The organism is Microbacterium sp. UBA7513, assembly GCF_002478345.1.
Taxonomy (GTDB): Bacteria; Actinomycetota; Actinomycetes; order Actinomycetales; family Microbacteriaceae; genus Microbacterium.
Window position 1 is genome coordinate 17,485 of the sequence record NZ_DLNJ01000015.1, and the last position, 22,779, is coordinate 40,263.

The 22,779-nt window shown below is 72.3% G+C and carries 21 protein-coding genes, 1 tRNA gene and 1 other RNA gene; 19 read left to right on the forward strand and 4 right to left on the reverse strand.

The window, feature by feature from the left end; translation table 11 throughout:
* Window positions 1–16: 16 nt before the first annotated feature.
* Window positions 17–104: transfer RNA gene (locus B2W79_RS07400), tRNA-Ser, on the reverse strand.
* 165 nt (window positions 105–269) lie between these two features.
* Between B2W79_RS07400 and mpaB the strand changes: the two genes are divergently transcribed.
* The 12 genes from mpaB (at window position 270) to B2W79_RS07460 (ending at window position 9,874) form a co-directional block, all read left to right on the forward strand.
* Window positions 270–1,337: a daptide biosynthesis RiPP recognition protein gene (gene mpaB, locus B2W79_RS07405; protein WP_292788264.1), complete on the forward strand. Its 1,068-nt coding sequence runs from the start codon at window positions 270–272 to the stop codon at window positions 1,335–1,337.
* Window positions 1,334–2,593, forward strand: coding sequence for a daptide-type RiPP biosynthesis aminotransferase (gene mpaD / locus B2W79_RS07410; RefSeq protein WP_292788265.1), 1,260 nt, complete (start codon window positions 1,334–1,336; stop codon window positions 2,591–2,593). The genes mpaB and mpaD overlap by 4 nt, the downstream gene beginning before the upstream one ends.
* Window positions 2,590–3,762, forward strand: a complete 1,173-nt coding sequence (mpaC, locus tag B2W79_RS07415; RefSeq protein WP_292788267.1) for a daptide-type RiPP biosynthesis dehydogenase — start codon at window positions 2,590–2,592, stop codon at window positions 3,760–3,762. Before mpaD ends, mpaC begins: the two co-directional genes overlap by 4 nt.
* A 5-nt stretch (window positions 3,763–3,767) precedes the next feature.
* Entirely contained in the window at window positions 3,768–3,902 is a 135-nt protein-coding gene (mpaA1, locus tag B2W79_RS07420; protein WP_256209430.1) for an MpaA1 family daptide-type RiPP, read from the forward strand.
* A gap of 43 nt (window positions 3,903–3,945) precedes the next feature.
* Window positions 3,946–4,071 carry an MpaA2 family daptide-type RiPP gene (gene mpaA2 / locus B2W79_RS07425; protein ID WP_256209429.1) on the forward strand — a complete coding sequence of 42 codons (126 nt, stop codon included), beginning with the start codon at window positions 3,946–3,948 and terminating at the stop codon, window positions 4,069–4,071.
* Between the two features lie 10 nt (window positions 4,072–4,081).
* The gene (mpaA3, locus tag B2W79_RS07430) at window positions 4,082–4,201 is read left to right on the forward strand and encodes an MpaA3 family daptide-type RiPP (protein WP_292788270.1); all 120 of its coding nucleotides are present in this window, start codon (window positions 4,082–4,084) and stop codon (window positions 4,199–4,201) included.
* A 68-nt stretch (window positions 4,202–4,269) separates the two neighbouring features.
* Window positions 4,270–5,082, forward strand: a complete 813-nt coding sequence (gene mpaM / locus B2W79_RS07435; RefSeq protein WP_071328897.1) for a daptide-type RiPP biosynthesis methyltransferase — start codon at window positions 4,270–4,272, stop codon at window positions 5,080–5,082.
* Window positions 5,079–6,764, forward strand: a complete 1,686-nt coding sequence (gene mpaP / locus B2W79_RS07440; protein WP_292788272.1) for a daptide biosynthesis intramembrane metalloprotease — start codon at window positions 5,079–5,081, stop codon at window positions 6,762–6,764. Before mpaM ends, mpaP begins: the two co-directional genes overlap by 4 nt.
* The gene (locus B2W79_RS07445) at window positions 6,761–7,483 is read left to right on the forward strand and encodes an ATP-binding cassette domain-containing protein (RefSeq protein WP_292788274.1); all 723 of its coding nucleotides are present in this window, start codon (window positions 6,761–6,763) and stop codon (window positions 7,481–7,483) included. The genes mpaP and B2W79_RS07445 overlap by 4 nt, the downstream gene beginning before the upstream one ends.
* Complete coding sequence (locus tag B2W79_RS07450; protein ID WP_292788276.1) at window positions 7,480–8,208, forward strand: ABC transporter permease; 729 nt, start codon at window positions 7,480–7,482, stop codon at window positions 8,206–8,208. Before B2W79_RS07445 ends, B2W79_RS07450 begins: the two co-directional genes overlap by 4 nt.
* Entirely contained in the window at window positions 8,205–8,936 is a 732-nt protein-coding gene (locus tag B2W79_RS07455; RefSeq protein WP_292788278.1) for a hypothetical protein, read from the forward strand. Before B2W79_RS07450 ends, B2W79_RS07455 begins: the two co-directional genes overlap by 4 nt.
* 29 nt (window positions 8,937–8,965) lie before the next feature.
* A complete protein-coding gene (locus tag B2W79_RS07460) occupies window positions 8,966–9,874 on the forward strand; it encodes a rhodanese-related sulfurtransferase (protein ID WP_292788280.1) in 909 nt (302 codons plus the stop codon).
* Between the two features lie 19 nt (window positions 9,875–9,893).
* On the opposite strand, the gene B2W79_RS07465 is transcribed toward B2W79_RS07460, so the two are convergent.
* Genes B2W79_RS07465 through B2W79_RS07475 form a run of 3 tightly spaced genes read right to left on the reverse strand, consistent with a single transcriptional unit; the run spans window position 9,894 to window position 14,338 of the window.
* Window positions 9,894–12,161 (reverse strand): DUF3488 and transglutaminase-like domain-containing protein, encoded by a 2,268-nt coding sequence (locus tag B2W79_RS07465; protein ID WP_292788282.1) that lies wholly within the window; start codon window positions 12,159–12,161, stop codon window positions 9,894–9,896.
* A complete protein-coding gene (locus tag B2W79_RS07470; RefSeq protein WP_292788284.1) occupies window positions 12,148–13,338 on the reverse strand; it encodes a DUF58 domain-containing protein in 1,191 nt (396 codons plus the stop codon). Before B2W79_RS07470 ends, B2W79_RS07465 begins: the two co-directional genes overlap by 14 nt.
* A 10-nt stretch (window positions 13,339–13,348) precedes the next feature.
* Window positions 13,349–14,338, reverse strand: coding sequence for an AAA family ATPase (locus tag B2W79_RS07475; protein WP_292788286.1), 990 nt, complete (start codon window positions 14,336–14,338; stop codon window positions 13,349–13,351).
* 116 nt (window positions 14,339–14,454) lie between these two features.
* On the opposite strand from B2W79_RS07475, the gene ffs reads away from it, so the two are divergent.
* The 7 genes from ffs to B2W79_RS07510 all read left to right on the forward strand — a co-directional run bounded on the left by ffs (window position 14,455) and on the right by B2W79_RS07510 (window position 22,675).
* An RNA gene (gene ffs, locus B2W79_RS07480) (signal recognition particle sRNA small type) lies at window positions 14,455–14,551 on the forward strand.
* 48 nt (window positions 14,552–14,599) lie between these two features.
* Complete coding sequence (locus B2W79_RS07485; protein ID WP_292788288.1) at window positions 14,600–15,208, forward strand: rhomboid family intramembrane serine protease; 609 nt, start codon at window positions 14,600–14,602, stop codon at window positions 15,206–15,208.
* A complete protein-coding gene (locus B2W79_RS07490; RefSeq protein WP_071328888.1) occupies window positions 15,205–15,903 on the forward strand; it encodes a hypothetical protein in 699 nt (232 codons plus the stop codon). The genes B2W79_RS07485 and B2W79_RS07490 overlap by 4 nt, the downstream gene beginning before the upstream one ends.
* 62 nt (window positions 15,904–15,965) lie before the next feature.
* Window positions 15,966–18,095: a phosphate acetyltransferase gene (gene pta, locus B2W79_RS07495; protein WP_292788290.1), complete on the forward strand. Its 2,130-nt coding sequence runs from the start codon at window positions 15,966–15,968 to the stop codon at window positions 18,093–18,095.
* Entirely contained in the window at window positions 18,092–19,312 is a 1,221-nt protein-coding gene (locus B2W79_RS07500) for an acetate/propionate family kinase (RefSeq protein ID WP_292788292.1), read from the forward strand. Before pta ends, B2W79_RS07500 begins: the two co-directional genes overlap by 4 nt.
* A gap of 100 nt (window positions 19,313–19,412) precedes the next feature.
* Window positions 19,413–20,171 (forward strand): beta-phosphoglucomutase family hydrolase, encoded by a 759-nt coding sequence (locus tag B2W79_RS07505; protein ID WP_292788294.1) that lies wholly within the window; start codon window positions 19,413–19,415, stop codon window positions 20,169–20,171.
* The gene (locus tag B2W79_RS07510) at window positions 20,168–22,675 is read left to right on the forward strand and encodes a glycoside hydrolase family 65 protein (protein WP_292788296.1); all 2,508 of its coding nucleotides are present in this window, start codon (window positions 20,168–20,170) and stop codon (window positions 22,673–22,675) included. Before B2W79_RS07505 ends, B2W79_RS07510 begins: the two co-directional genes overlap by 4 nt.
* The last annotated feature ends 104 nt before the right edge of the window (window positions 22,676–22,779 follow it).

Here is a 22,779-nt window from a genome sequence, read left to right on the forward strand (position 1 = left end):
AGGTCTTCTTCGTCTGTGGCGGTGACGGCGGGATTCGAACCCGCGGTTGCTTGCACAACACACGCTTTCCAAGCGTGCTCCTTCGGCCGCTCGGACACGTCACCAGGGAACAACCTGTCCATCCTATCCGATCTCCCGGGGCCTCGTGACATACCGGCGATCCAGCTCTACGGCCGCGAAAGCTGTTATATTGCGCGTCAAAAGAGGGCTGTATATCTTCATATGAAGACGCAAACGCGTCAGGCGGATCCGGTTCTCTGGGGGGGATCATGGGGACGAGTGCGACGACGGCACGGCACGACGAAGGGGCGACGGGGGAAGACCCGCTCCTCGGGCCGCAGGCCCTGCGGGCGTGGGTGACGGGCGGGCATGCGGCACGCGGTCGCGTGTTCCTGCGCGAGGCGGAGACCGGGGCTGAGGCCGTCGCGGCTGCGGCCGACCCCGAGGACGTGATCCTCGAGCCCGCGGGATCCGTGCCCCGGCACGGGGCGGCTCGTGCGGTCGGCTACGGCGGGCGGCTCGCCGACCTCGGCGATGAGCTCTTCCTCCTGGAGCGCGGCGTCGAGCTCCAGGACTACATCGCGGCCTCCTTCGTCCAGATCGTCGGACCGACGGTCATGCGCTTCTTCGACGAGGCGAGCTGGCGTGCCTTCCTCGACGACGCCGACCTCGCTCGCGGCACCGGGGTCTTCGCCGCCGCGATGCTCGACCCCCGGGTGCTGCTGGCGGATCGCTCCGCTCTCGCGCGGCCGCAGGAGGTGCAGACTCCGCGCGCCCTCCGCATCGACGCGGACGGGAGAGTACATCTCGGGCTGCAGGGAGAGGCGGTCGGCCACGTGGACGACCTTCCCGCCGCTCTCGGACGGGCCCGCCCGCGGGCGTCGGCGCTGGGCGGCGTGCCCGGCTCGGCCGACCTCGTCGCCGAACTCGACACCCGGCCGTGGCTCCGCCGATACCTGGACGCCGCCGATCTCCGGAAGATGCTCCGCCTGCCGAACGGCGCTGCTCGGATCGCGGGCTTCGGATGGACGCTCCTCGACGACGAGCTCGCGGATGCGGAGCCTCCGACCGACGACCCGTTCCTGCTCGACACCGCCGAGGGGTTCCTGCTCGCCGATGTCCGGACGCTCCGCCGGCACCTCCTGTCCCCGCTGACCGCTGCGGTGGTCGACGCGATCCAGACCTCCGGCACACGCGGGCGAGCGGCGGCGCGGGTGGCCCGCGCCTGCGGCGTTCCTGACGCCCACGCCCGCCGGCTCTGTCTCGACGCCTTCACGGCGCTCGGCGTCCACCTCGGTGCTCCCATCGAGGACGCCTCGCGGGACGGTGTGCGATGAACGCGCCGCACGCGCTGTGGACGTCGATGCTCCCCGCCGACACCGCCTTCTCTCCGGATCGGGTAGCGGTCGGCGCAGCCGGGCATCGCCTCTTCTACGCTGACGGCGCCGAACGCCTCTGCGCGACCAGCGGCCTGTGGAACGTGCCCCTCGGCTTCGGCAACCCGGCGGTGACCGAGGCCGTGAGCAGGGCGACGCGTGACGCCTCCTACCTCTCGCTGTTCCGCGCCCCGCACCGGTACGCCGAGGACGCCGCCGATGCCCTCATCGCCCTCGCGGGCTCCGACCGCTACCGGCGGGTGATCTTCTCCACCTCCGGCGGGGCGGCCAACGACGCCGCCATGAAGCTCGCCCGGCAGTACTGGGCGCAGCAGAGCGCCGGGTCGCGGTCGCTCGTCGTCGGCCTGCGCGGCAGCTACCACGGCACGATGTACGGCAGCCACGTACTGAGCGGTGACGACCTGCTGCAGTCGGTCTACGGCGTCGACCGGCGCACGGTGCGGCACGTGTCGCACGCCGACGACGGGGAGGAGCTCGCGGCGCTGCTGGAACGCGAAGGCTCCCGCGTCGCCTCCCTCGTCGTGGAGCCCGTCCTCGGCAGCGGCGCTCACGCGCTGTCCACCACCTTCGTCCAGCGCGTGCTGGAGCTGAGGGAGCGGCATGGGTTCCTGCTGGTGGCAGACGAGGTCGCGACCGGTTTCGGGCGCACCGGTGCGATGTTCGCCACCGACCGCTGGGCGGCCGCACCGGACATCCTCCTCGTGTCGAAGGCGCTGACGAACGGCGCGATGGGGGCTGCCGCGCTCCTCGTCGGCGACCGCATCGCGACGGCGTTCGTGCGCGGCGGGTGGACCTTCGTGCACGGGGAGACGCAGGCGGGCACGCCCGCCTGCGCGGCTGCGGTCCTCGCCGTGATCGACGAACTCCGCCGTATCGACGTCGAGGTCACCGCGCAAGCCCTGGCATCGACGCTGCACCGCCTCGCGCGGACCTGGCAGGAGGAAGGGATCGTCTCCGACGTCACCGGCAGCGGCTGCTTCGTCGGGGTGGGGCTCCGCCGCCCGGACGGGTCCCCGCTCTCTGGGACCGACGTCCTGGAGGTGGTGTCCGCCATCGCCGACAGCGGCGTCGTGGTGCACCCCGGTCCGAGCTCCTTCCAGCTCATCCCCGGCTACGGCTTCACCGCCGCGGAGGTGTCCGAGACCGACCGGGCCGTCCGGGCCGGCCTGGCGCACGTGCAGGAGGCCGCGGCATGACCGCGCCGTACGCCGCGCGTGTCCCCACGCTGTGGCACGGGCTGCGAGCACCGGAGGCGACGGCGCGTCTGACGGCCGGACGCGACACGCTGGTGATCGCCGACGCGGCCGTCACACACCCCTTTCCCGCCGCAGCGTCGGCCCGGACGATGACCGTGGAGGCCTCGGCGGTGGACGAGCTCGGCATCCTCCTGATCGCCGAGGAGATCATCCGGCGACCGCCCGAGGTCATCGTGGCCGTCGGCGGCGGAAGCGTCCTCGATGCGAGCAAGATCGCGGCCCTCGCGCTCAGCCCCGGACGCCTCCTGGACTTCGCCCTGCGGCACGCGGCGACCTCGGCGCTCACGATCCTGCCCGACGCGCCCCCGCCGGTCGACATCATCGCCCTGCCGACGACGCTCGGCACGTCCTCCGAGACGAACAGCGTCGCCATCCTCCGGAACCGCCGCGGGACCCGGCTCCTCGTCGGTCGCCCGCTGCGCCCCCGCCACGCCGTCCTCGATCCCGAACGGCTCGCCACGCTCACCCCCGCGGCTGTCCGGGAGGGCGCGCTGGAGGCCTTCCTCCGGGTGGCCGGCGCCTCGACGAGTCCGCGGACCGAGCGGGCCGAGCGCGACGCGCGGATCCTCGGTCGGGCGCTGCTCGAGGCCGCCGCGGGGGACGCGATGTCGACGACGGGACGCCTGCGCCTGGCACGCCTGAGTGCCGCCACCCAGCGCACGGCTGCCCTTCGCGGCCCCGATCCGTACAGCGCCCGCCACTGGTATCTCGCGAACGAGGTCGCCTTCCATCTCGGCGTCCGCAAGATGACGGCCACGGCGGCGGTCATCGCCGCCGTCTGGCGGCGGATCGGTGCGGGCGATCCGCGCTGGGGCGACCGCACCAGCCTCGATGCCTTCTGGGCCGTCGTCGCAGCGGAGACAGCGCTGCCTCGTGACCCGGCAGTCGGCATCGCCGTCGTCGTCGATCAGGGAGGGCTCCCGTCACCGCCGCGCCCGAGCGCACGGGAGATCGACCGGATCGCCGCCGCCGTGGAGACCGCGTGGGGGGATCACCGCCCCATGCTGCGCGGTATCCGTGCTGCGGACGTCCGCGACGTGCTCCACGACTCCCGGTGGAGCACGTCTCCGGTCGGCGACCGCCGGCCCCGAGCCGTGGAGAGGAGGTGACGGGAATGAACGAAAGCACGGAGACGAGCATCCGATTCCAGGAGCTCGACCCGATGGAGGCCCCCAGTTGGGACAGCTTCTACCAGGGCGTGATCGGTGCGCTGGTCCTCATCGGGATCGGTGCGGCGGCCGCCACGTGATGCCGACCGGAAGCACCGGATCACAGAAAGGAAGGAGGGACACATGACCGCAGCACTGCCGACGCTCGAGTTCACGGAACTCGACGCCATGGATGCGCCGGGCGATGCCGACGACTACATCCGCGGTTTCGCCGTGGGCGTGATCATCGGAATTCTCGCTCTGACCTAGGAGGTGCACGTTGCAGACCACGTCGCTGGAGTTCCTGGAACTCGAACAGATCGACACCCCGCTCGAGTGGTGGGAGCACGCGAGCTACATCATCGCGATCATCGGCGGAGCCGCCGCCATCGCGACCTGACCGAGGGTGCGGGCGGGACCACCCGCCCGCACTCCCCGACCATCCATCCGAGGAGAGGCGATGCACGGATGACGTCCCTGATCACCGAGACCGTGGCGGCACGGCTCGACCTCGTCGGCGCGACCGCCATTGAACAGGACCTGTATGCCGGGGCCGGTACCGACTTCTACGACCGGCTCGTCGGCCCGGACCGGGCGGAGATCCGCGAAGTCCTGGCACTCGCGCGCGCGGTCCCCGGTCCCGTCCTCGACCTCGCCGCAGGAAGCGGCCGCCTGACGATCCCGCTCGCTCGCTCCGGGCATCGCGTCACGGCGGTCGATCTCTCCGCGGACATGCTCGCGCGCCTCCGCGGCGCCGTTCCGCCCAAGGCGACGGTCGAGTGCATCATGGCGGACATCCGCGACCTCGCACTCGCCGGGCACTTCGGTCTCGTCGTCCTCGGGGCGACCTCGATCACGCTGCTCGACCGCGAGGGCCGTTCGCGGCTCTACGCGGGCGTCCGGCGTCATCTCACCGCGACCGGTGTCTTCGCCCTCACCGTCGCGGACGGCGCCTCGGCGGTCAGTCTCGGCCTGGCGACCGATCGCGAGATCACCGTCCCGGGCGGCGCAGGGGAGGAGCCCTACCTCTTCGCGCAGCAGATCGAGAACGACGGTGCCGTGCGGGTGGTCAACTGGGTCCGCCTCGCGGACATCGCCCCGCGCGCGGAGGTGCCCGTCCTCACCAGCCGCCTGCACGTGCTGTGCCCCGAGGTCCTCGCGGGCGAGCTCGTGGCCGCGGGGTTCACGGCGCCGGAGAGGTCTGCCGTGCGGACGCCGGCGGGCGTGGAGATCCTGCTCCTCACGACCTCCCTCGCCGGGGATGGAAGGGGCGGGCGATGACGACGGCAGGACCTCGACCCGGACGGCGTCGCCGAGGGAACGGTCGCGCGTCCCTCACGGCGCACTCGTGCCCGTCTCTCGCCGCCGGCGTCGCGTTCGAGCCGACGGCGGAGGGATCCGGGTGGCTCGCCACCGTCCAGGGCGTGCCGACCGCCCGGCTGTCCCGAGCGGTGGTCGACCTCTTGACGGCGATGGACGGCCGCACCCCCGTCTCGGCGTTGCAGACGCGCTTCGCCCCGGGGGAGACAGACGAGGAGGTGCTGCGACTGGTGGCGCGCTTCCGTGACAACGGACTCCTGGACGGGGGCGCATCTCGGCCGCCCGGTCGTGTCGCCTATCGGCCGCCGTTCACCGTGCAGTTCGCGACCCTCCGCGCTCCCGCGCTCTTCGCCCGTCTCGACCGTCTGGTCGTCCCCGTCCCGGGTCGCGGGGTCCTCGTGGCCGTCGTCGCGGTGCTCGCTGCCGGGTTCATCGCCGCAGTCCTGCTCGCCGGCGAGCTGGGGGCCGTGCTCGCCCGTCCCGTCCCCCTCGCCGGCTTCACGCTCGCCGTCGTGGCGCTCGGCCTCGCGACGCTGCTGCACGAGGCCGCGCACGGTCTCACCCTCACCCGGCTGGGCGGCCGACCGCGACGCGCCGGGTTCATGCTGCTGTACCTGACACCCGCCTTCTTCGTCGACGTCACGGACGGCTGGCGGCTCCCCGACCGCCGGCACCGGGTGGCGATCGCGCTCGCCGGTCCGGCCGTCCACGCCACGGTGGCGGCGGTGGCGATGGTGGTCGCTCTCGCCCTGCCGTCGTCGGTGGCCAGGGAGACGCTGCTGCTCCTCGCGATCTCCTGTACGGTCGTGGTGCTCGTGAACCTGATCCCCTTCGTGCGCTTCGACGGGTACCTCGCCCTGATGAGCGCCCTCGACGAGCCGAATCTGCGGGGGAGGACGGTACGCGACGGTGCGGCCTTCCTCGCCCGCCTCCTGTTCGGGGCGCCGCGGCAGCCTCGGGCGCTGGAGCGGTGGTGGAGCGTGCCCTTCGGCCTCTGCTGCCTGGGGGCTCCGGTCGTCCTGGTGCTGTTCGCGGTCGTCCGGGCTGCCCAGCTGCTCGCCGGGGGCGGTCCGGCGGCGAGCCTCCTCGTGCTCGCCCTCGAGGTCGTCGTGGTCGCGGTGGGTGTCGCCCTCCTGGCGCGCGCTCTGCTCCGGGTGCGGCGATCCGGTGTCTCGCGGTCCCGCCTTGCCGGGGTGACCGCCGCGCTCGCGCTCGGGATCGGGGCCGCCGGCCTCCTCATCCCGGTCCCGACGGCCGCGACGCTGGGGTTCTCCGTGGATGACGGCCGCGTGGTCCTGGTGCACGGCGGCCGGGACACCGGCATCGACCTCCCGGACGGTGCACCGGTGGTCCTGTCGACGCGGGGCATCCTCGCGAATGAGTACCGCGGCGTGGGGACGATGCGGACCCGCCCGGCGACGAAGACCGAGGTGCCGATCGAGGCGCTCTTCCCGGTCAGGATGCCCGGGGCCTCGGTCGCGGCGACGGTGGTGGCGGAGGCGGAGATGACGGGGGAGCGGAGTGCCCTGCCCGCAGCCGGACAGGCGCGCGTCGACCTCGGCACGACCCCGCTCTGGCAGGCGATCTGGGCGACGGTCGCGTCGCCGCTGGCAGCTCTCACGAGCGAGAAGGAGAGAGGATGACCATGAAGCAGCACGCCATCGAGGTGCACGGTCTCACGAAGAGGTACGGGCGCCGCACCGCCGTCGAAGACCTGTCGTTCGCGGTGCCCCGCGGCGCGATCGTCGGGCTTCTCGGCCCGAACGGCGCGGGGAAGTCGACGACGCTGCGTGCGATCGTCGGACTCGTGCGGCCGACCGGCGGCGAGGCCATCGTCGACGGGGTGCCGTTCGGGGCACTGGACAACCCGGCGGCGCACGTCGGCGTCCACATGGACGGGTTCGGCTTCGAGCCCGGCATCTCGGGGCGACGGCACCTGGAGATCTGCCGGCTCGCCGCCGGGATGCCCCGCGACCGCATCGACGAGGTGCTGGACGAGGTGGGCCTCGCCGCCGATGCGCGCCGCCGCGTGAAGACGTACTCGACGGGGATGGCGCAGCGACTGGGTCTGGCCGCGGCGTTGATCGGTGCGCCGCGGACGCTCATCCTCGACGAGCCGGCGAACGGTCTGGATCCCGACGGCATCCGGTGGCTGCGCCGGTTCCTCCGCGGCTTCGCAGAACGCGGCGGCACGGTGCTCGTCTCCAGCCATCAGCTCCCGGAGCTCGAGCAGGTCGTCGACGAGGTGGTCGTCATCAAACGCCGCGCGCTCTTCGCCGGGAGGCTGGACGACCTCGTCACGGGTGGGGTCGACTCGCTCGAGAGCCGGTACTTCGATCTCGTCGAAGGAGCGCCCGCGTGAGCGGCGTGATCCGTGGCGAGCTGCTGCGCGCGGTGAGCGGGCTGTCGATCCTGGCCGTGTACCTCGTCGCGGTCCTCATGCCGGCCTTCGTGCTCTTCTCCGACGGCTCCCGTCTCGCGGTGGACGGACTTGACGCGGGCACGGCGACGGCCCGGCTGCTGGAGCCGCTCGCGTGGTCGGTCATCTCCGCGGCGTTCGTCGGCGCGTACCCGGTGACGCGGGAGTACTACTACGGCTCCATGGACCGGACGCTCACGACGGTCGGGTTCCGCCGCGCCTTCCCCGGGAAGCTGGTCGCCGGCGTCCTCGTCGCCCTCGCGCTCGCGATGGTCGTCGTCCTGCTGTGGATGCTCGGCATCTCGTTCTTCCTGGCTCGGCACGGGCTCGCTCTCGTGCTCACCGCGGACGCGGGGCGCATCGTCGCCGGGGCCCTGCTCGGCGTGGTCCTCGGTGCCCTCATCGGCGGCGCGATCGGCTGGATCACCCGGAACTACTACGCGACGGCGATCATCGTCCTCGTCTTCCCGATGGCACTGGAGTTCGCGATGCTGCGGACGGCGCCCGAGGTCGCGCGGTTCTCGCCGGGAATGGCCATCGCGGCGTTGAGCGTGCCGGAGTACCAGGGCCGACTGCTCGCCTTCGCGCCCGCCCTCGCCATCGGGATCACGTGGGCGGTCGGCCTCGTCGTGCTCGCGGCCGTCCGGGGACGCCGGAGCCTCGCATGATCGGTCGGGCGCTGCGCGCGCAGGCGCGCGGGGCCGTCGGGGACGTCGTCCTCCTCGGCATGGCGCTGGCGGCGCTCGTGCTGTCCCTCTCCCTCGCCGCCGGCATCCCGGCGGATCTCGCCGACGCTCCGCCGGCAGCCCGGGAAGAGCTCGTCGCCCCCTTCGACGCGGTGCTCGCGACCTACGCCGGCATCCTCGCGGCCGTCTACGGCTCCTTCCGCTACACGATCGACTGGCGGGACGGCGTCGTCGCGCAGCGGCTGATGCTGGAGTCCCGACGGGTGATGCTCGTCGCGCGGGTGCCCGCCGCGGCGCTCGGCGGCGCGGTCGTCGCGGGCGCCGCGGTGGTCGGCGGTCGCACGGCGCTGCTCGTCACCATGGGCGGCGTGCCCGTGCACGGGTCCGCCGTCGCGTCGGCTGTCGCCCTCGGTGCGTCCGCGGCTCTATGGGGTCTGGGCGTCGGCATCGTCGTGCAGGCGCATCTCGCGGCGCTGTTCGTCGCCGCGCTCACGATGGGGTTCGGGATGCTCGTCGCGCTGTTCTGGAGCGCGGGCGCCGCGTACCTGCCTCTCCCGGCCCTGCTCGACGCCTTCCGGTTCGACGTGTCCGTCATCGGCATTCCGGCGGATCGAGGCCTCGGACCCGCGGCGGTGCCGATCGCGGCAGGCTGGGTCCTGCTCGCGGTGGGCGCGGGGGCGGCCGTGTTCCTGCGGCGGGACGTGTCGTAGGGTTCCCGGCGGCGACGTAGGATTCCTGGGTGGCCACCCCCAAGATCGTCCTCTTCTACGCGTTCACGCCGCTCGCCGACCCGGAGGCCATCCGCGTCTGGCAGCGTGACCTCGGCGAGGCGCTGGGGCTGCGCGGACGGCTGCTGATCTCGGCACACGGCATCAACGGAACCCTGGGCGGCGACCTCCCGGCGCTGAAGAAGTGGGCACGCTCGTTCCGCTCCTATGCGCCCTTCCGCGACGCTGACATCAAGTGGAGCGAGGGCACCGGACTCGACGCGGCGGGCCGCAGCCTCGACTTCCCGAAGCTGAGCGTGAAGGTGCGCGACGAGATCGTGTCTTTCGGTGCCCCGGACGAGCTCCGCGTCGACGCGGACGGCGTCGTCGGCGGAGGCGCGCGGCTCACCCCCGACCAGCTGCACGCCCTGGTCGCCGAACGGGGGGACGAGGTCGTCTTCTTCGACGGCCGGAACGCGCTGGAGGCCGAGATCGGACGCTTCCGCGGCGCCGTCGTGCCGGACACCGAGACCACCAGGGACTTCGTGCGTCTGCTCGACTCCGGCGCCTACGACGATCTGAAGGGCAAGCCCGTCGTCACGTACTGCACCGGGGGCATTCGCTGCGAGGTGCTCTCGAGCCTCATGGTCTCCCGCGGATTCGGCGAGGTCTATCAACTCGAGGGCGGCATCGTCCGCTACGGCGAGACCTATGGCGACGACGGTCTCTGGGACGGATCGCTCTACGTCTTCGATGGGCGAGGGTCCGTCGACTTCTCCGATCACGCGCGCGTCATCGGCGTGTGCGCAGGGTGCGGTGCGGCGACCAAACGCACCGCGAACTGCCCCGACCTCTCATGCCGGATGCAGTTCGTGGTCTGCGCGGACTGCGACGCGGTCGCCTGCCCGACGCACGCGGAGCCGTCCGCCGCGCACCTCTGACCGCGGCGCCTGCCGGCCGTCAGACCAGGAGCCGGGAGTCGGAACCCCGCGGCGCATAGAGCGACCGCGGCAACAGCAGCGCCTCGGCCCGAGTTCCTCCGGCGACGTGCGGGCGGAGGCTGACGAGCACGGCCCGCAGGGGGACGGCGAGGTCATCGGCAGCGGCGGACGATCGTGCGTAGTTCGCGCGCTCCACCGCCCTGACCAACCGGCCCAACGCGACCTCGTCCGCACCTGCCTCCCTGACGAGCCCGGCGGCACGCAACCGCGGGCTCTCCGCGTCCGAGACGGGGATCCGGAGGTCGATCAGGGTGTCGCGCAGCTCCGCCCACGCCGCGGCGGCGTCTCCGTGGGCGGCGCGACGCATCCGGAGGCGCCGCTCGAGGAGCCGGACGACGGCGGGCAGGAGGAGCACGATCACCACGCCGAGTGTCGTGAGGAGGACCGGCGTCGGGTCGAGCCGGCGCAGCTCCCCGGAGTCCGAGGAGCCGGCATCGGCGTCCCTCCGGTCGACCTCAGGGCCCGACGTCTCCTCGGTCTGAGGCGCCGTCGTCGGCGCCGGGGTGATCGGGCTGCCGTCGGTCCCCCCTCCGGTGATCCCCGCACGGAAGGCCGTGGGGACGCCGAGCGAGGCGGTCGGCTCGAACGGCACCCAGCCGATCCCGGGGAACAGCACCTCGGGCCAGGAATGCAGCTGGTCGCTCGACACCGAGAAGATCGACTCGTCTCCGCGCTTCTCGTCGGTCGGCGCCCCGGGGAGGTACCCCACCACGATGCGCACCTGCATTCCCAGGCTTTCGGCCATGAGAGCGAAGGAGCCCGCGAAGTGCACGCAGTACCCGGACCGCTCTTCGAGGAAACGGGCCACCGCGTCGGCGCCGGTGCCGTCGAACCCCTCGTCGACGGGCGTCTCCAGCGAGTACTCGAACTGCGACCGGAACCAGTCCTGCAGGGCGATGAGGCGGTCGTAGTCGGTCTCCTCGTCCGCGGTGACCTCGGTCGCCAGTTCCGAGATGATTCCGGGCAGCTCCACCTCTTCGCCCTCCGCGTCGTCGAGGGGCGGGGCCGCCTCCGTCGCGCGGATCTGCTCCAGCGTCGGCGTCACCCGAAGCGAGGTCACGGTGTAGTCGTTGCCGACCGCATCGGCGCGGCGGGAGAACAGGGTGCGGTTCTCGGGCGAGACGCGCCATGCAGCGCTGAGTCCCTGCACGTCGGTGGCGGGGTAGGGCAGCGGCAGCCAGGAACTCGACATGCGCAGCACTCGGATCGAGGTCGTCTGCTCGGCGGTGGTGATGTCGTCTCCCCACTCCGGTTCGCCGAAGCCGTCGACCTGAGACTGCAGGTCGCCACGATCGGGCTGCCACACGCGGCCGTCGAATCGGGAGAGCGTCGTGAGGCGGAGGTACGGGGCGGCGTCCGCCTTCACGGCCACGGTCAGCACTTCGACGGGGCTCGGCTGCCGCAGATCGTCGCCCAGCCGCAGCGAGGCATCGACGGTCACACCGACCCCGGTGCCCGTGATGGTCGAGCCGACCGGGAGCAGCGGCGTCACGACGAAGGTGGTCGCGAGGGCGGCGGCGCCCACGGCGACCGCGACCCCGGGCGACGATCGGCGTGGCGACTCCGGATGGCGGCGGGCGGTGAAGTGGAACACGAGGAGGGCCACGACGGCGGCCACGACGAACCACCCCAGGTTCGGGGCGCCCAGGGTGATGATCATGGGCACCGCGCCGGTGACGCCCATCAGCACGGTCGTGAGCACGGCGGATCGGTTCGCGATGAGGAGATCGAGCAGGATCGCGACGACCGCGAAGCCCGCGCCGAGGGCCGCTGCGAGTCCCGGAGAGGCCTCCAGCGGGGCGGAGCCGAAGACGATCTCCTCCGCTGCCGCCGCAGCCAGGACCTGGAACCGGCTCAGCGTCGCGGACGTCGGGACGACCCCCGCGACCGCGGTGTCCCCCGCGAGGAGCAGCGTGAGCACGCCGACCGCCACGATGATCTGCGCCAGAAGCGCCACCAGCCCGGCGACGCCCTCCGAGCGCCCGCGCAGGAGGTGACGCACGAGCGCGCCGACCCCCACGACCGCGATGATGACGAGGGACGCGACGAAGGACCAGCTCCCCGGAGCGATGACGGCGGTGAACGGCCACAGCGCCGTGAGTGCGGCGAGCCCGGCGACGGCCGCAGGCGCGAGAACTCCGGGCGGCGGCTCCTCCCGGTCGCGGTGCCAACGTGCGCTCGTGTCGGCGGGGACGGGAGCGGGCTGCGGGCGCTCAGCGCGGAACATCGGCGGCTCCCGTCCGTGCCGACAGCGCGTCGTCCCAGGCGTCCGCCACGTCGACGCCGAGCCGCGTCACCGTCCAGCCGTGGTGGCGGGCGGCGTCCTCCGATCCCGGAAGCGGATCCGTGCTGAACAGCAGCGGCGCCGCAGCGCCGGCCGGGCGCAGCAACGCGGCGTCCTCCTCGTCCAGCCGTCCGGTCACGTAGACGAGCGGTCCCGGCGGAGTCCCGCCCAGGAGGGCGACGAGATCGCGCCTCTCACCGCGCGGCGTCACCATCGCCAGGGCGACGAGGAGTCCGTCCCGGTCGTCCTCGTGTCCGCGGAGCGCGCCGAGGAGCGTGCCGGCGCTGTCCAGGACGTCGACGCTGTACCCCTCCGCTGCGAGGTGGACGGCGGCGGATGCGCACAGGGAGACGGCGGCCTCGAACGCCGGGTCGACGACATCGGCCCCCGGCGCCCAGCCGCCGGCGGCGCGATCGAGCACGACGACCGCGTCCGGGCTCGATTCCTCTTCCTCCTGCCGGACCATGAGCTCGCCGCGGTGTGCCGTGGCCCTCCAGTGGATGCGTCGCATCGAGTCGCCGGGCGCGTAGCCACGGGGCGAGAGGTTGTCGCTGCCCTGGCCGAGGCGGGTGGACGAGGTGTGCGCCGTCCCGCCCGCGGCGCCGATCCGCACGGCGAGCGGGGTGAGCGCGAAGACCTCCGGGACGACCGTGACGGTGCGCGTGTCGCCGAACGCCTGCTCGCGCTGGGCGAGGCCGAACGGATCGACCGTCCGCAGCACGAGGGGCCCCAGGGGCCAGACGCCGCGGCGCACGCCGGTGACGAGATAGCTGAGCTGGGGTGTGTCCGCGGGGTATTCGCCGCTCGAGTCTCCGGTGACCGCGGGGGGAAGGGCGTCGTGCCACAGCCCGTGCGGGACCCGGAGGGCGCGCAACGTGAAGCGGACCGTGACCCGCGAGGTCTCGGACACCGTGAGCAGGTCGGTCGAGATCTGTCGGCTGACGGTCCCGGAACGCCGCGGGAGGCGCACGGCGAGGGCGGCGAATAGCGTGAGCGCGGCGAGCAGGATCCCGAGGTACAGGAGGATCCGGGCGCCGAGGACGTTGGCTGCGATCACGCACGCGAGGGCGGCGAGGAGCGCACCGGTGCCGCGCGGCGTGAGCAGTCGACGTCGGCGCATGATCTCGTGCTCAGGAACGGGTCGCGACGGGGACGCGGACGCGCTCCGCGATCTGGGTGAGCGCCGCCTCGACCGGCTGCGCGCCCGCACGGTGGGCCCCGCGGGCCGGGAGCAGGCGGTGGGCGAACACCGGGATCAGCAGATCGGTGATGTCGTCCGGGATGACGTAGTCGCGCCCGTCCAGGGCGGCCCAGACCTTCGCGGCGCGGACGAGCTGCAACGTGGCCCGCGGGCTGGCGCCGAGGTGCAGGCTGGGGTCGTTCCGCGTCGCCTGGGCGAGGGCGACGGCGTATTCCTCGAGCGCGGGAGCCACATGCACGGCCCGGGCCCAGGCGATGAGCTGCGAGATCGCGGCGGCGTCCGCGACCGGGGTCACGGTCGCCAGCGGGTTCACGACATCGCGTTGCCGGAGCATGAGGGCCTCGGCCGCGGGGTCGGGGTAGCCCATCGAGATGCGCATCATGAACCGGTCGCGCTGCGCCTCCGGAAGCGCGTAGGTGCCCTCCATCTCCAGCGGGTTCTGCGTGGCGACGACGAGGAACGGGTCGGGCAGCCGATGCGTGGAGCCGTCGACCGTGACCTGCCCCTCCTCCATGGCCTCCAGGAGTGCGGACTGGGTCTTGGGGGAGGAACGGTTGATCTCGTCGGCGATGACGATGTGGGCGAAGACGGCGCCGCGCTTGAACTCGAACTCGCGATCGACGGGGTTGTAGACCGAGACCCCCGTGACGTCGCCGGGCAGGAGGTCAGGGGTGAACTGGATGCGGCGGACGGTGGCGTCGACGGTCGCGGCGAGGGCGCGGGCCAGCATCGTCTTCCCGACGCCGGGCACGTCCTCGATGAGCAGATGGCCTTCGGCGAGCAGGCAGACGAGGGCGCTGCGCACGGCCTCGGGCTTCCCGTCGATCACCTGGCTGATCGAGCCGAGGATGGCCGCGGTCTGGGCGGCGAATCCGTCGGCGTCGATCGCGACCGGGCTCAGGGGGGCGTTCTCTGGCATGCATTCCCTCTCGTCCGGCGCAACGATGCGCGTGCATCGATCGTACGCTCCGCACACCCTGCGGGACCATGCCGGGCTGCGGTCGTCGGGTCCCGTCGGCGTCGGGTAGAGTGGACGACGGCTCTCCGCGTGGCGGCATCCAGGCCAATTCCCCCAGGGCGGAAACGCAGCAAGGGTAACCGGGCTCTGCTGGGTGCGCGGAGGGTCTTTTCTTTTCCCTGCGTCCAGCCGGCGCCAGGGTGCTCCTGCGAGAATCGAGCGGTGACCGTTCCTCCGTCGGCCAGGCCCGAGCATCCGCTGCGGCGATTCGCGTCGCCCGTGCTGCTGCTCGCGGCCATGTGGGCGGTGCAGTTCGCGGACGCCGTGCTGCCGGGCTCCTTCAGCGGCCTCGGCATCCGTTCGTGGGACCCCGCGGGACTGCTGGGCATCGTCTTCGCCCCGCTGCTGCACGCGAGCTGGGCGCATCTGATCGCGAACTCCGTGCCGTTCCTCGTGCTCGGCTGCCTGGTCGCGGTCGAGGGCACGCGGCGGTTCTGGGCGGTCACCGTGATCGTCGCGGTCGTCGGCGGGCTGGGTACCTGGCTCGTGAACGCCCCCGGCACGCTGACGGTCGGCGCTTCCGGACTCGTGTTCGGGTACTTCGGCTACGTGGTGATGCGGGTGTTCGCTCCCGGCCGCGTGTCGCACCGCATCCTCTACGCGGTGATCGCCGTCGTCGTGATCGGCCTGTACGGCGGCACCATGCTGGCCGGGGTGTTCGGCGTCGCGGACGGCGTGTCCTGGCAGGGCCATCTCTTCGGCGCGATCGGGGGCGGTGCGGCCGCGCTCGCCGGACGGCGTCCCGACCGGCGCCGCGCCGTCGGACGATGACGGCCCCGCGCACGAGGGGGACGGCGGGGACGCGGACCACATCGACCCGGCGGCCCGCCGCTTCGCGCGAGGCCACCAACCGACGGCGCCGCGAGGCTCGCCGTCGGGCCGCCCGGCGTGCCCGGCGGAAGCGGATCCTGCAGCGCGTCGCCGTGTCGGCCGCGGTGGTGGCCGCTGTGGCGGTGCTGTTCGTGCTCATCCCCCTGGGGCTGGCGAGGGATCCGGCGCCGGTCTGCCTCGACCGCCCGTCGACCTTCCCCCAGGCGGGCGTCGCCGGATGGAGCGGCGAACAGCTCGAGAACGCCGCGACCATCATCCGCACCGCCGACGAGCTCGGGTTCGCGCGGGACGGCCAGATCCTCGGCGTCATGACCGCGATGGGGGAGAGCAGCCTGCGCAACATCGCCTACGGGGACTGGGAGACGCGCGGCTGGACCAATCCGGATGGATCGCGCACGACGAGCATCGGCCTCTTCCAGCAGCAGGACTGGTGGGGCAGCGCGGAGCAGCGGATGGATCCCGCCACCGCGGCCCGTCTGTTCTTCGAGCGCCTCGGGCGGATCCCCGATTGGCGGTCGATGGCGCCGTCGCACGCGATCCACCGGGTGCAGGTGAACACCGATCGGGACTACTACACGCGGTACCAGGAGGATGCGACGGCCGTCGTCGACGTGCTGTCCGGCCCGTGCGAGTGACGCACACGTTTGTCACGGCAGCGGCCGGGTGCGGTGTCCGGGTGCCCGCCTAAGCTGGAGCCGTGTCGCGGAGCATCTACATCACCTCGGCCGAAGGCCACACCGGGAAGTCGACGATCGCCCTCGGGGTGCTCGACGCGCTGATGCGCGTGTCGCCGCGCGTCGGCGTCTTCCGCCCGATCGCCCGGGCGGTCGCCGAGCGGGACGAGATCCTCGAGCTGCTGCTCGCCCACGACGGCGTCCAGCTCGACTACGAGGACTGCATCGGGGTCACCTACGACGATGTGCGCGCCGATCCGGAGGGCGCGCTGTCGACCATCGTCGCGCGCTTCAAGGCCGTCGAGGCGCAGTGCGACGCCGTCGTGATCGTCGGCAGCGACTACACGGACGTCGCGAGCCCCGCCGAGCTCGGCTTCAACGCCCGGATCGCGGCGAACCTCGGCGCCCCCGTCCTGCTCGTGCTGAGCGGACGGGACCAGCAGCGGCAGGCCGAGCAGCTCGGCACCACGACCGCCCGGGTGCCCGCCGCCGTCGGCCAGATCGCCGCCCTGGCGCTGCCGGAACTCGCCGAGGAGCGCGCGGAGCTGTTCGCGGTGGCCGTGAACAGGGCCGACCCCGACGCGCTCGATGCCATCGTCGACGCGGTGCGGGCCGTCGTCCCCACCGGTACCCCGGTCTGGGCGCTCCCCGAGGATCGCGCGCTCGTCGCGCCGTCCATCCGCGGCATCGTCTCCGCGGTCGACGGGACGCTCCTCAAGGGCGACGAGGATCGCCTGACCGCGGTCGCGCTGTCGATCGTCGTGGCCGGCATGTCGATGGTGAACGTCCTGCCTCGCCTCACCGACGAGGCCGTCGTCGTGATTCCCGCTGACCGCACCGAGGTGCTGCTCGCCGCCCTCCTCGCCGACTCCTCCGGCACGTTCCCGCGGATCGCCGGCATCATCCTCAACGGGCCGTTCCCCCTGCCGGACCCGATCCTCCAGCTGCTCGACGGCTTCGCCTCCTCGGTGCCGATCGTCACCACCGACCTCGGCACCTACGACACGGCGGTACGGGTGATGGGCACCCGCGGCCGCATCTCCGCCGACTCGCGCGGTCGCTACGACCGGGCGCTCGGACTCTTCCAAGCGCATGTCGACGTGGCCGAGCTCACCGAGCAGCTCGGGCTCGCCGAGTCGCACGTCGTCACGCCGCTCATGTTCCAGTACGGCCTGATGGAACGCGCGCGCTCCGACCGTCGCCACATCGTCCTCCCCGAGGGCGACGACGACCGCATCCTCCGGGCGGCGGCGGCGCTGCTGTCCCGCGAGGTGGCGGAGCTCACCATCCTCGGCGACGACGGTGCGATCCGCGCTCGTGCGGCGGAACTCGGCCTCGACCTCGCCGGCGCGCAGGTGCTGAGTCCCACCGACCCGGCCCTCGTGGAGCGCTTCGCCGCCGAGTACGCCCGGCTGCGCGCCCACAAGGGGATCACGCTCGCGCAGGCCGCCGACACCGTCACCGACGTCTCCTACTTCGGGACGATGATGGTGCACCTCGGGCTCGCCGACGGCATGGTCTCCGGTGCCGCGCACACCACGGCGCACACGATCCGTCCGTCCTTCGAGATCATCAAGACAAAGCCGGGAGTGAACGTCGTCTCCAGCGTGTTCCTCATGGCCCTCGCCGACCGCGTGCTCGTGTACGGCGACTGCGCGGTCATCCCGGATCCCACGGCCGAGCAGCTCGCCGACATCGCGATCTCGTCCGCCACCACCGCCCGGCAGTTCGGCATCGACCCCCGCGTGGCGATGCTGTCGTACTCGACCGGCGAATCCGGGTCGGGGGCCGACGTCGACAAGGTCAGGGCGGCGACGGCGCTCGTGCGCGAGCGCGCTCCCGAACTCCTCGTGGAGGGCCCCATCCAGTACGACGCCGCCGCCGACGCGGCGGTCGCCAAGGCCAAGCTGCCCGACTCGGCGGTGGCGGGGCGGGCGACCGTGTTCGTCTTCCCCGACCTCAACACCGGCAACAACACCTACAAGGCGGTGCAGCGCTCCGCCGGCGCCGTGGCCATCGGTCCGGTGCTGCAGGGACTCAACAAGCCCATCAACGACCTGTCCCGCGGTGCGCTCGTCGACGACATCGTGAACACGGTGGCCATCACGGCGATCCAGGCCCAGGGCGACGAGCGATCGGGGGAGGAGGCGTGAGCGCGATCCTCGTCATCAACAGCGGCTCGTCCTCGCTGAAGTACAGCCTCATCGACACTGCGCACGAGGACGAGCTCGCCAGCGGGCTCATCGAGCGCATCGGACAGGATGTCAGCCCCGTCGCCCACACCGTGCGCCCGGAGCCGGGTGACGGACCGTCGGCGACGATGCTCGACGCCACCTACCGCGACGAGCAGTCCATCCCCGACCACGCCGCGGCCTTCGAGGTCATGCGCGCGCAGTTCGCCGCGCACGGTCCCTCGCTCGACGCCCATGCGCCGGTCGCGGTGGGGCATCGGGTCGTGCACGGTGGTGCGCGCTTCTACGCGCCGACCCTGATCGACGCCGATGTCGAGCGGCAGATCGGCGAGCTGGCCGTGCTCGCGCCGCTGCACAACCCGGCGAACCTCGCCGGGATCCGGGCGGCGCGTGCCGTGTTCTCCGACGTCCCGCACGTCGCGGTCTTCGATACCGCGTTCCATCAGACGCTCCCGCCGGCGGCCTACACCTACGCGATCGATGCAGCGCTCGCCGCCGAGCACCGGGTCCGTCGGTACGGCTTCCACGGCACGAGCCACCAGTACGTCAGCGAGACCGCCGCGCGCTTCCTCGGGCGCGACCTCGGGACCCTCCGGCAGCTCGTGTTCCACCTCGGCAACGGCGCCTCGATCACCGCGATCGACGGGGGCCGCTCGGTCGAGACCTCGATGGGCCTGACTCCGCTCGAGGGCCTCGTCATGGGCACGCGGTCGGGCGACCTTGACCCGGCCGCTCTCGTGCACCTGTCCCGCCGCGCCGGCTACACCATCGACGACCTCGACGCGCTGCTGAACACCCGCAGCGGGCTGGCAGGTCTGGCCGGACGCAGTGACATGCGCGATATCCTCGCGGGGGTGGCGGCCGGAGACGAGGCGGCCACGCTCGCCTTCGACGTCTACGTCCATCGGCTGCGGGCCTACGCGGGCGCCTACATCGCGCAGCTCGGCGGGGTCGACGTGGTGTCGTTCACCGCCGGTGTCGGCGAGAACGCCGCGCCGGTGCGCGCGGCGGCGATGGCGACGCTCGGCTTCGCGGGGATCGAGATCGACCCCGCCCGCAACGAGGCGAAGGAGCGCGGGATCCGCGTCATCTCGACCGATGCCTCGCCCGTGACCGTCCTCGTCGTTCCTACCGACGAGGAGCTGCAGATCGCCAGGCAGACCGCCGAGCTGCTCTGATCCGGGTCCGGGGTTACCCCGCGCGCGCCAGCGCCATTACGCTTGCACAGTGGCACGGAGAGGTGCCTTTCCCGACCCTCGTCCTTCTCCTGGAGGCTCTGTGCCAGACGCGCTGCCCGACCTGTTCCACGCCGACGGTGTGCTGTTCGACCTCGACGGCGTCCTCACGCCGACCGCCGAGGTGCACATGCGCGCCTGGAAGGCGGTCTTCGACGACGTCTTCGCCCGCTGGGACATCACGCCGCCGTACACCGACGAGGACTACTTCGCCTACGTCGACGGCAAGAAGCGCTACGACGGCGTCGCGAGCCTGCTGCGCAGCCGCAACGTCGAGGTCCCCTGGGGATCCGTGGACGATGACCCGTCCGCCGAGACCATCTGCGGGATCGGCAACCGCAAGAACGCCGCGTTCGCGACGTCCCTCCGCAGCCAGGGCATCGCTCCGTTCCCCGGCTCCCTCGCCGTGGTCGAGGCGCTGCACGCCGCGGGGATCCCGCTCGGCGTCGTCTCCAGCTCCAAGAACGCCGAGGAGGTGCTGGCGGCCGCCGGTATCCGGTCCTTCTTCCGCGTCGTGATCGACGGCGTCGTCGCCGAGCGCGAGCACCTCGCGTCCAAGCCCGCGGCCGACATGTTCGCCGCCGGTGCCTCGGCCCTCGGCGTCGACCCGGCCCGCAGCATCGCCGTCGAGGACGCCACCTCCGGTGCCGCTTCCGCCGCCGCCGCCGGCTACGCCGTCGTCATCGGCGTCGACCGGGGCGCCGGCGCGGATGCACTCCGCGCCGCCGGCGCGACCCACGTCGTCGACGACCTCGGTATCCTGCTTCCCGCCGCCCGCACCGACACCCCGGAGACCGCATGATCGACCGCGACCGCTTCCCCGTCGACCCGTGGCGTCTCATCGAGACGCACTACTCGGAGGAGGGCGTCGGCGAGACGCTGTTCTCGGTCGGCAACGGCTACCTCGGGCTCCGGGGCAACCACATCGAGGGGCGCGGCGCGCAGGAGCACGGCACCTTCATCAACGGCCTGCACGAGACGTGGCCGATCCGGCACGCCGAACAGGCCTACGGCTTCGCCGAGGTCGGCCAGACGATCGTCAACGCCCCCGACGCCAAGGTGATCCGGCTCTACGTCGACGACGAGCCGATCTCCCTCGACGACGCGGACGTGCGCGAGTACGCCCGCACCCTCGACATGCGCACGGGTGTGCTGGAGCGGCGCGTGGTCTGGGAGACCCCCTCCGGCAAGCGGGTGCGTATGCGGGATCAGCGTCTCGTGAGCTTCGAGGAGCGGCACCTCGCGGTGCTGCGGGTCGAGGTCGTCGTCGAGAACGCCAACGCCCCGGTCACGATCAGTTGCCAGCTGCTCAACCGTCAGGACGGGGCGGGCGTCTACGCCGGCTCCCCGATGACGACCAAGGGCGCCGCCTTCGACCCGCGCAAGGCCGAACGCATCGCGGACCGTGTGCTGGAGCCGGCCGAGCACTGGCAGGACGGGCTGCGCTCCGCGCTGTCGTACCGGGTCGCCGCGTCCGGGATGACCGTCGCCGTCGTGGCCGACCACATCATCGAGACGGAGAACGACTACAACGTCCGGACGCTCATCGAGCCGGACATCGCCAAAAACGTCTTCCGCGTGCAGGCGAAGGCCGGCGTCCCCATCACGATCACCAAGCTCGTCAGCTACCACTCGTCCCGCGGGGTGCCCCCGCGGGAGCTCGTGGACCGCTGCCGTCGCTCGCTCGACCGGGCAGCGGACGAGGGCGTGGAGACGGTCTTCCGCCGCCAGCGCGAGTGGCTCGACGCGTTCTGGGAGCGCAGCGACGTGCAGATCGGCGGGCGCGACGACCTGCAGCAGGCCACCCGCTGGTGCCTGTTCCAGCTCGCTCAGGCCTCGGCCAGGGCGGACGGCGCCGGTGTCCCCGCGAAGGGGCTGACCGGCTCCGGCTACAGCGGCCACTACTTCTGGGACACCGAGATCTACGTGCTCCCGTTCCTCACCTACACGACGCCGCGCTGGGCCTACAACGCGCTGCGAGCAAGGGTGAAGATGCTCCCCGCGGCGCGCCGCCGGGCCGCTCAGCTCAACGAGGCGGGCGCGCTCTTCCCGTGGCGCACGATCAACGGCGAAGAGGCCTCGGCGTACTACGCCGCCGGCACCGCGCAGTACCACATCAACGCGGACATCAGCTTCGCGCTGGGCAAGTACGTGCGGGCGACCGGGGACGAGGCCTTCCTGCGCCGCGAGGGTGCCGACGTCGCGATCGAGACCGCGCGGCTCTGGGCCACCCTCGGCTTCTGGCGGGGGTCGCGGCTCGTCGAGCAGTCCGGCGCCGGCGACGGCCTCCAGACGTTCCACATCCACGGCGTCACCGGCCCGGACGAGTACACGACCGTCGTGAACGACAACCTGTACACGAACGTCATGGCGCGATACAACCTCCGGTACGCGGCCAAGGTCGTGCGGGAGATCCGCGACAGCTACCCCGAGGACTACGCGGCCCTCGTCGAGCGCACGGGCCTCGGCTCCGGTGAGGCGGAGTCCTGGGAGCGGGCCGCGGAGGCGATGTACATCCCGTACAGCGAGAGCCTCGGCATCCACCCGCAGGATTCGCTGTTCCTGGAGCGGGAGGTCTGGGACCTCGCGAACACCCCGGCCGACCAGCGCCCGCTGCTGCTGCATTTCCACCCGCTCGTGATCTACCGCTTCCAGGTGCTCAAGCAGGCCGACGTCGTGCTGGCGCTGTTCCTGCAGGGCAACCACTTCTCACCCGAGGAGAAGAAGGCCGACTTCGACTACTACGACCCGCTGACGACGGGCGATTCGACCCTGTCGGCGGTCGTGCAGTCGATCCTGGCAGCCGAGGTGGGCTATCAGGACCTCGCGCAGAAGTACTTCGAGCAGTCGCTGTTCGTCGATCTGCACGACCTACACCACAACGCGGCCGACGGCGTGCACGTCGCCTCGGCCGGTGGCGTGTGGACGGCCCTCGTGTGCGGCTTCGGCGGCATGCGCGACTACGGCGGCGACCTCAGCTTCGACCCGCGGCTCCCCGAGTCCTGGCCGTCGTTGTCGTTCCCGCTGCAGTGGCAGGGCACGGCGATGCAGGTGACCGTCACGCGGCACGAGCTGCGGGTGCAGGTGCGCAGCGGCCCTCCGGTGCCGTTCAGCGTGCGCGACAATGCCTACATCGCGACCCTGGAGGACGAGGTCATCGTCCCCCTCTCGAACCAGGGACCCGTGATCCCCGGACGCCCGACGCTGCAGGAGTTCGCCGACGCCCGCCGCGACGACGGCACGCGGCTCTCCGCCTCGGTTCCCGTGATCACGAGCGCGATCCCCGTCATCGAGACGATCGACTGATCGCCGACCCACCCCTCTGCGTGTGTCCCACCCCGTTGCGGACGCACACAGAGGGGTGGCTCGCGTGAAAGGGGCCGGGTCGACCGGGAGGGGAGCAACGTCGG

Bases quoted from the DNA above. Each gene is read 5' to 3' on its own strand.
- mpaD (WP_292788265.1), top strand. From the start codon at position 1,334: ATGAACGCGCCGCACGCGCTGTGGACGTCGATGCTCCCCGCCGACACC.
- B2W79_RS07455 (WP_292788278.1), top strand. From the start codon at position 8,205: ATGATCGGTCGGGCGCTGCGCGCGCAGGCGCGCGGGGCCGTCGGGGAC.
- B2W79_RS07470 (WP_292788284.1), bottom strand. From the start codon at position 13,338: ATGCGCCGACGTCGACTGCTCACGCCGCGCGGCACCGGTGCGCTCCTC.
- B2W79_RS07510 (WP_292788296.1), top strand. From the start codon at position 20,168: ATGATCGACCGCGACCGCTTCCCCGTCGACCCGTGGCGTCTCATCGAG.
- mpaB (WP_292788264.1), top strand. From the start codon at position 270: ATGGGGACGAGTGCGACGACGGCACGGCACGACGAAGGGGCGACGGGG.
- B2W79_RS07490 (WP_071328888.1), top strand. From the start codon at position 15,205: ATGACGGCCCCGCGCACGAGGGGGACGGCGGGGACGCGGACCACATCG.
- mpaA1 (WP_256209430.1), top strand. From the start codon at position 3,768: ATGAACGAAAGCACGGAGACGAGCATCCGATTCCAGGAGCTCGACCCG.
- mpaA2 (WP_256209429.1), top strand. From the start codon at position 3,946: ATGACCGCAGCACTGCCGACGCTCGAGTTCACGGAACTCGACGCCATG.
- B2W79_RS07465 (WP_292788282.1), bottom strand. From the start codon at position 12,161: ATGTTCCGCGCTGAGCGCCCGCAGCCCGCTCCCGTCCCCGCCGACACG.
- mpaM (WP_071328897.1), top strand. From the start codon at position 4,270: ATGACGTCCCTGATCACCGAGACCGTGGCGGCACGGCTCGACCTCGTC.
- mpaP (WP_292788272.1), top strand. From the start codon at position 5,079: ATGACGACGGCAGGACCTCGACCCGGACGGCGTCGCCGAGGGAACGGT.
- B2W79_RS07475 (WP_292788286.1), bottom strand. From the start codon at position 14,338: ATGCCAGAGAACGCCCCCCTGAGCCCGGTCGCGATCGACGCCGACGGA.
- mpaC (WP_292788267.1), top strand. From the start codon at position 2,590: ATGACCGCGCCGTACGCCGCGCGTGTCCCCACGCTGTGGCACGGGCTG.
- B2W79_RS07445 (WP_292788274.1), top strand. From the start codon at position 6,761: ATGACCATGAAGCAGCACGCCATCGAGGTGCACGGTCTCACGAAGAGG.